The organism is Phenylobacterium sp. CCH9-H3, from assembly GCF_001557235.1.
GTDB lineage: Bacteria > Pseudomonadota > Alphaproteobacteria > Caulobacterales > Caulobacteraceae > Phenylobacterium.
Map to the genome: position 1 here is coordinate 25,953 of NZ_LSJI01000113.1, position 7,811 is coordinate 33,763.

Below are 7,811 nucleotides of genomic sequence, written 5' to 3' on the forward strand. Positions count from 1 at the left end.
GCATAGTGGCGCGCCGCATCGCGCCGGGGCGGTGAGCCCGGGCGGGCTTGGCGACGGTGGTCGGGTCGGGATTAGACGGGTGTCATGACGGCGGGCTGGCGAACATCCGACCCGCGACCTCGGGGGTGTAGAAGTCCAGGTATCGGCGCGTGCCTGTGGGGGGCAGCACCTCGATCAGGCAACGGTTGTCGATCCAGAGTTCAACCAGGTCGAACACGCCGCCCCGCTCGCAGGTCACGGCGCGCCAGCCCCGCTCGCGGCCCAGGTCGACGATCTCCTCGGCGGACAGTTGGCTGGTGAGGGCGACATGAAATCCGCTGAGGCTGGCGGGGGCGCCGTCGGTGCGGATCTGGGTCTCCCAAGGCATGACGAACGCACCGGCTGCGCTATGGGCGAGGTCGGGCTCACCCTCGCCTTGGTGATGGATCGCTGTGGCCGGCAGCACTTCGACGCCCCAGCCGGAGCCGTCGCGGGCGATGGCCACCCACGCGCCCGCGACAACGGGGAAAGGCATTACGGCGCCATCGATGATGCGGCCGATGACCTCGGCGGTCCCTTCCGGGTCAGCGGCAGGAATGGAGACGTGGGCGATCACTGCGCGGCGTCCTTGGCGGTGGCGGTGGCGTGCGTGGGGCGGAGCGGCTTGGCGCCCCGGCGGCGAAGTTCGGCGAGAATGATCTCGACCGCCCAGGCCGAGACCTCTGCGGCGGGCTCGCCGGTCAGGTCCCACTGCTCGCGGAAGGAGATCCAGGGGTAGGCCGAGTAGAGGAGCTGGAGCAGGGCCGCGGCCTTGACCCGCTCACCCTCGTCAAGCGCCGGCGCGGCCTCGGCCACCAGCTTCAGGAAGATGGCCGAGCGCTCTGCGTTCAGGCTGGAGCGGATCTTGAGCCCCTCCTCCGTGCGCACGCTGGCCAGAACGTGCCCTGGAGCTGCGTCGAAGGTCTGGTAGAGCGGCCCGACCTTCAGCGCGATCTCGTCCGCGGTCTCGGGCATGCCGACCGTGACGCCGTTGCGGCGGTTAAGCCAGGCCCATAGGCCCTGCAGCAATACGTCCCGGCTTGGGAAATGGCGGTAGACCGTGACCTCACGCACGCCGGCCCTGGCCGCCACCGCGCGGGTGGTGGCGGCCTCGATCCGCCCCTCCTCCGCGTAGATCGCGGCCATCGACTGCAGGATTTTCTCCCGAGTCGCGTCCGACTGTTCCTGGCGCAGGGCGGAATTATATGTGCGCTTATCGCTCATGATGTAAGTGCGTATTACATCAATTTGGCGCATGCAACATCAATCTTGACCGTGCGGGTGCTGCCGAGCCGGCGCCTACGACGGGTGTGTCCCCGGCGCATCGCATCGGAGCTGACATCCCACTGTCGTGTAATCGATAACATCCATGCCTAAGGCGGCCCCCAGTTTCGAAAGCTGGGGATCCCACCATGAAGTTTGCGCTGCTTGCCGCCGCCTCGGCGGCCGTCCTCTCGCTGGCGTCCGCCGCCCAGGCCGCCGAAGCCGACGAGGTGGGTACGGTCGAGGAACTGGTCGTCACGGGCCGCGCCGGCTCGGAGGCCCAGAAGCGGATCGAGGCCTCCTACGCCATCACCACGATCTCAGAGGACAAGCTGCGCATGCAGTCCCCGCCCAGCGTGGCGGAGGTGCTGAAGAACGTTCCCGGGCTGTGGGTTGAGGCGTCGGGCGGCGTGGGCGGCGCGAACATCCGCGCCCGGGGCATTCCTATCGAAGGCTTCGCCGCCATCGCCCTGCAGGAAGACGGCCTGCCGGTGCAGCATGACGGTGGCCTGGGCTTCCTGAACACCGACTTCTCGTTCCGGATGGACGAAACGGTGAACCGCGTGGAGGTGGTCCGCGGCGGCCCCTCCTCGATCTTCGCATCCTATGCGCCGGGCGGCACGATCAACTTCATCACCCGCAAGGCGACGCAGCCCTTCGAGGGCCTGGCCAAGGCCGAGGTGGGCGACTGGGGCTACTGGCGGGGCGATGCCTGGATGGGCGGCGTGGTGGGCGGCTTCCGGCTGGGCCTGGGCGGCTACTACCGCCAGGACGACGGCGTGCGCGATCCCGGGTTCGACGCCAACAAGGGGGGCCAGGTCCGCTTCCAGGTGGGCCGCGACTTCGAGAACGGCTCCATCGACTTCAACGTCAAGCACATCGACGACAACACGATCTTCTACCTGCCGGTCCCGCTGACCTTCGACCCCAAGGGCGATACGGCCGAGATCCCCGGCTTCGACGCCACCACCGGCACCCTGGCGGGCCCGGAGACGGGCAAGCTGACCTTCCGCACCAACCGCGGGCCCTTCCTGTTCGACCAGACCAAGGGCTCGGACCTGAAGCTGACCCAGTACACCCTGTCGGGGACGCTGGACGTGGCGGGCTGGCAGATCCGCAACGGCTTCCGCTATCGCACCAGCGACCTGACACGCTCGGCGTTCTTCCCCAACACGCCGGTGCTGGCCTCGGCGCGGATCGCCCAGGACCAGGCCCGCGCCCCGGCCGGCAGCGTCGGCCGGCTGACCTACGTCAACGGCGGCCAGGCCTTCGACGTGGCGAACCAGAACGGCACGGGCCTCGTCATGGACGCCTTCCTGCGCGCCCAGGACATCACCCTGGACGAGACGATCAACGACCTGCGCTTCACCCGGACTTTCGAGATGGGCGGCCAGCGGCACAACGTGGCGTTCGGGGTCTATTACGCCAAGGCCGAGGAGACCTTCTACCAGCAGGGCGCGGCGGTGCTGGTGGACGTGCGTGAGAACGCGCGCCTGCTGAACCTCAGCTTCGTCAACGCCGCTGGCGCGACGGTGGCGCAGATGACCGAGAACGGCTTCTCGCGGTACGGCAGCCAGTTCAACAACGCCGAAGGCGAGTCCGAGACCTGGGCCCTCTACGCCGCCGACGAGTGGAACATCACCGACAAGCTGCGCATCGACTTCGGCGCCCGCTGGGAGCGGATCGAGCTGACCGGCCGCAACGAGGGCAGCTCGACGATCAACCTGAACCAGTCGCCGACCCTTGCGGACGACCAGGCGATCAGCGGCAACGGCGTCTTCACGCCCCTGGACCGCAGCTTCGACGACTGGGGCGCGACGGTGGCGGTGAACTACCAGTTCTCGTCCGACTTCGGCGCCTATGCCCGCTACACCAAGGGCTTCCGCCTGCCCTCGCTGGGGGACTTCATCACCAACCCCACGAACACCTCGCCTCGGCCCTCGACCAGCGACCTGTACGAGGCGGGGATCAAGGTCGACCGGCCGATGTTCACGGCCTACCTGACCGCCTTCCTGACCAAGTTCGACAGCCAGAGCTTCAGCGAGACCCGGTACGACCAGGCCACCAACAGCTTCGTCAGCCGGACCGAGTTCGCCTCCACCGAAACCTATGGCGTGGAGCTGGAAGGCACGGCGCGGCCGACCGACTGGTTCGACGTGAGCCTGAACGCCACGATCCAGGATCCGCACCTGGGCAAGTTCATCTTCAATGAGCGCGTGGCCAAGGTGGGCGGCGCCTGCCCCCTGCCCTCCGACACCCTGACGGCGGGGTCGGACTGCCTGCGGGCGCGGGACTTCACGGACAACACCATCGTCCGCACGCCGAAGGTCAGCCTGCGGGTGACGCCGGGCGTGAACCTGTTCGACGGCCGCGTGCGCGCCGAGCTGGATCTGCAGTATTACGGCAAGCGGTTCTCGGACCTGGCCAACACCCTGACCATTCCCGACTACTACCTGCTGAACGCCCAGGTGCGCTGGAACGTCACCGACCAGCTGACGATCCACGCCTACGGCACGAACCTGACCAACGAGATCGGCCTGACCGAGGGCAACCCCCGGGCCGGCCAGTTCATCTCGGGCGAGGCGGGGTCGCGATACTACCTGGCCCGGCCGGAGCTGGGCCGGACCTTCAAGGCCGCCGTGCTATACCGCTTCTGATGCGGGGCCGGTTCGTTTCGATGATCGCGGGCGCGGTGGCTTCGGCCGCCGCGCTCGTCGCGTTTCCGGCCGCGGCGGAGACCCTGACGCTCACCGGCGTCATGACCGGGGCCGACCACCAGACCTATCGCGAAGTCCCGTTCCGCGTCCCGGCCGGGACCACCTCGGTCACGGTGGAGTTCGCCTATACGGGCAAAGACCAGAAGTCGGTGATCGACCTCGGCGTCCGTGACCCGCAGCGGTTCCGCGGCTGGAGCGGCGGCAACAAGCCTAAGTTTACCCTGACCGAAACATGGGCGACGCCGTCCTACCTGCCCGGGCCCCTGCCAGCCGGCGAATGGAAGCTGATCCTGGGCGTGCCCAACCTGCGCAAGGACGGCCGCGCCGACTACACCGCGACGATCACCCTGGACCGCAGCCCGGTGTTCCACGGCTTCGCCGAGGCGCCGCTGAAGACCGGGCCCGGCTGGTATCGCGGCGACCTGCACATGCACACCCAGCATTCGGACGGATCGTGCGGCTCGCGGATGGGCAAGCGCATCCCCTGCCCGCTGTTCCGGACGCTGGAGGCGGCGGCCGCGCGCGGGCTCGATTTCGTGGCGGTGACCGAGCACAACACCACGGCCCACTTCCAGGACCTGGCCGAGCTGCAGCCCTACTACGACGACCTGCTGCTGATCCCGGGCCGGGAGATCACCACCTTCCACGGCCACGCCAATGTGTTCGGCGTCACGGCGCCGCTCGACTTTCAGTTGGGCGGCCCGCGGGCGCCGGACATGAACCGGATCCTGGACCAGGTGGAGGCGGCGAAGGGGCTGATCTCCATCAACCATCCGGCGCTGCCTTCGGGCGAGGCCTGCATGGGCTGCGGCTGGACGGCGAAGACCGACTTCGCCCGCATCCCGGCCATCGAGGCGATCAACGGCGTCGTCAGCGAAGGGCCCTGGTCGGGGATCGCGTTCTGGGAGGCAAGGCTGAACGCAGGCTTCCGGATCACCGCCGTCGGCGGCTCAGACAACCACGACGCCACCCTGCCGACCGCGCGGGGCGTTGGAACCCCGACGACCGTGGTCTGGGCGGAGAACCTCAGCCAGGACGCCATCCTGGACGGCATCCGCCAGGGCCGGGCGTTCGTGGACGTGCAAGGCACGCGCGACAGGCTGCTGGACGTACGCGCCGACGGGACGAAGCTGTCGGTGCGCGTCGCCAAGGCGGCGGGCGGGCGGCTGGCGTTCGCAGGGCCGGCCGCAGCGGGCCTCGCCGACGCCGCGCCGCTGGGGGAAGACACGTCCCGCACCTTCGACCTCACGGGCCGGAAGGGCTGGCTCCGGGTCGATGTGCGCGGTCCCGACGGCAAGCTTTGGCTGCTGGGGAACCCGGTCTGGCTGGACTAAGCGGCCGCCTCGTCGCGGTGCGCCTCGTCCTCGGCCATGGCGCGGACGATGGCCTCGATCAGGGCGTCGGCGCGGATCGGCTTGGAGAGGTGCTGGTCGGCGCCGGCCTCCAGGCTGGCCTTCACGTGCTCGTCCAGGGCGTTGGCGGTCAGCATGATGACCGGAGTCCGCGACAGCGCTTGCTCCCGCTCCCAGGCGCGGAGCTGGCTGGTGGCCGAGAGGCCGTCCAGTTCGGGCATCTGCATGTCCATCAGCACCACGTCGAACCGGGCCGCCTGGAGCGCCTCCAGGGCCTCGCGGCCGTTCTCGACGATGACCGGATCGATGCCGACCGAGCCCAGCACCAGCTGCACCACCTTCTGGTTGGTGGGGTGGTCCTCGGCCAGCAGTATGCGGGCGCCCGAGATGTCGAAGCCCTCGAAGGGATCCTCCTCCACCGCTTCGCCGTCGCCATCGACGGGTTCCAGCGGGACCTGCACCGAGAACGTCGAGCCGCGCCCCGGCTCCGAGGCGACCTCGATCGTGCCGCCCATGAGTTCGACCAGCGACCGGCTGATGGCCAGGCCGAGGCCGGTGCCGCCGAAGCGCCGGCGGATCGAGGCGTCGGCCTGCTCGAACCGGCGGAAAAGGCGCTCGCGCACGTCGTCGCCAAAGCCGATGCCGGTGTCGGCGACGGTGAAGCCCACCGTTCCGCCCGCGGCGTCGACCTCCAGCCGGACCTCGCCCGCCTCGGTGAACTTGACGGCGTTGGACAGGAGGTTCGACAGCACCTGGGTCAGGCGCACGGTGTCGCCGGCGAACCGGCGGTCGGCTTCCGGCGAGACCGTCCAGTGGAAGGCCAGCCCCTTAGTCTCGGCCGCGGCGCGGTGCAGCTCGGCGATCCGGCTGACCAGGGTGGTCATGGAGAACTCGTCGCGCGCCAGCTTGATCTCGCCGGCCTCGATCTTCGAGAAGTCGAGGATGTCGGTCAGCACCCGCTCCAGCAGGCGGCCGGACGAGACGATGAGCTCGGCCAGCTCCTTGCCCCGCGGCGTCTCCTGCTGGCGCGACAGCGTCTCGGAGATGGCGATCACCCCGTTCAGCGGCGTGCGCAGCTCGTGGCTCATGTTGGCCAGGAAGCGCGATTTTTCGGCGTTGGCGCGCTCGAGCTGGGCCGTGCGCTCGTGCACCCGGTCTTCGAGGGACGCAAAGGCGACGTCGACCTTCTCGCGCTCGGCGCGCAGGGCCCGGGCGAGGACGCCGATCTCGTCGAGCCGGCGCTCCTCCGCCCCGACGTCGGGGCGCTCGGCCTCGTCGGTCTCGCAGGAGTCGGCCAGGCGCTGGAGCGGCCAGATGATCGTGCGCCGGGCCAGGAAGACCACCAGCACCGTCTGCAGCGCCGTGGCCAAGGCGCCCAGCATCAGGACCCATGACGCCGACTTGGCCGCCGAAGCGGCCAGCGAGGCCTTGGGATAGGTCAGCATCAGGTACCACTCGGGGCCGGCCAACCGGCCGAAGGCCACGACCTGCTGGCCGTCCGGACTGTCGATGACGCCGCTGGCCTGCCCGGTCTGCGCGATGGCCGCGACCATGGCCTTCAGACCCAGCCGGCGTTCGTATTCGGCGACGGTCTTCTCGGCCGCCTTGCCGGGGACCGTGAAGCCCGGATAGGCGATCAGCTCGCCCTTGCCCGTGACCAGAAGCGAGGACGCCCCAGGCAGGGGCGTCTTCACCGCATTGGCGAGGAATCCGGTCAGCTCGATGGACGAGCCGAAGGCGCCGACGTAGCGTCCGTTCGCATAGGCCGGGGTCAGGCAGGCCGTCGCCAGGCGATCGCCCACCTTGTCCTGGATCAGCCGCTGGAGGTTGGTGCAGCGGGTGAGCCGCCGCGGATCGTTGGCCGGGGTGGTCAGCGAGGCCATCTCCTCCTTGGAAATGTCCAGGTCGGCCGGCGCCTCATGCCGGTAGAACATCAGCTTGTCGGGCCGATCGGGGCCGAACAGCACCAGGCGGGTCTGCGGCGGCGTGAAGAAGTAGAAGTTGTCGTAGTCCTTGCGCGCCGCCTGGCCGAAGTTGGCCACCAATTCGAACGCGGCCACCAGGGCGCGCTTCTCGTCGGGGGTCATCGCCTCGGCGCGCGTGATCAGCGCCCCCATGCCATAGATGAACTCGCCGTCCTCCATGGCGCCGTCGAAGTACGCATCGCGGCTGCGGCGGGTGCCGTCGGGGCGCAGCGGCATGTAGCGATCGGCCAGCCGGTCGACCTCGGCGTCGGATAGGCGGTCCATCCGCCGCTCGAGCTCCTCGCCGGCCGCATGGTGCAGGGCGGTCAGGTTCGAGAACCGGCGCTCCACATTGCTGGTCCGCTCGAGCACGTAGTCGCCCAGGTAGGCGATCTGGCGATTCGACAGCTCGCGCTGAAACACGACGAAGGCGCCGAGCGCCCCGAAGATCGTCACGACCAGGGACATGATGCCGACGCTGACCAGGAATCGGCGGG

5 protein-coding genes are annotated in these 7,811 nt (G+C 69.2%); 2 read left to right on the forward strand and 3 right to left on the reverse strand.

Going from position 1 to position 7,811, the window contains the following annotated elements:
- Positions 1 to 82: 82 nt before the first annotated feature.
- Together AX721_RS11255 and AX721_RS11260 are read right to left on the reverse strand one after the other, a co-directional pair.
- Positions 83 to 595, reverse strand: coding sequence for a hypothetical protein (locus tag AX721_RS11255; protein WP_068876105.1), 513 nt, complete (start codon positions 593 to 595; stop codon positions 83 to 85).
- On the reverse strand, positions 592 to 1,242 hold the full coding sequence (locus tag AX721_RS11260) for a TetR family transcriptional regulator (protein ID WP_068876106.1): 651 nt from the start codon (positions 1,240 to 1,242) through the stop codon (positions 592 to 594). Before AX721_RS11260 ends, AX721_RS11255 begins: the two co-directional genes overlap by 4 nt.
- Positions 1,243 to 1,430: 188 nt before the next feature.
- Here AX721_RS11260 and AX721_RS11265 point away from each other — a divergent pair, with 188 nt between their 5' ends.
- The gene (locus AX721_RS11265) at positions 1,431 to 3,938 is read left to right on the forward strand and encodes a TonB-dependent receptor (RefSeq protein ID WP_068876107.1); all 2,508 of its coding nucleotides are present in this window, start codon (positions 1,431 to 1,433) and stop codon (positions 3,936 to 3,938) included.
- Positions 3,939 to 3,958: 20 nt separating this feature from the next.
- Positions 3,959 to 5,332: a CehA/McbA family metallohydrolase gene (locus AX721_RS11270; RefSeq protein WP_156467132.1), complete on the forward strand. Its 1,374-nt coding sequence runs from the start codon at positions 3,959 to 3,961 to the stop codon at positions 5,330 to 5,332.
- On the opposite strand, the gene AX721_RS11275 is transcribed toward AX721_RS11270, so the two are convergent.
- The coding region (locus AX721_RS11275; protein ID WP_231754712.1) for an ATP-binding protein at positions 5,329 to 7,811 on the reverse strand (2,483 nt) is incomplete at its 5' end. The genes AX721_RS11270 and AX721_RS11275 overlap by 4 nt on opposite strands.

What these genes read in the sequence shown, in the direction of transcription:
- AX721_RS11270 (WP_156467132.1), top strand. Translation starts at nt 3,959, where the DNA reads ATGATCGCGGGCGCGGTGGCTTCGGCCGCCGCGCTCGTCGCGTTTCCG.
- AX721_RS11260 (WP_068876106.1), bottom strand. Translation starts at nt 1,242, where the DNA reads ATGAGCGATAAGCGCACATATAATTCCGCCCTGCGCCAGGAACAGTCG.
- AX721_RS11265 (WP_068876107.1), top strand. Translation starts at nt 1,431, where the DNA reads ATGAAGTTTGCGCTGCTTGCCGCCGCCTCGGCGGCCGTCCTCTCGCTG.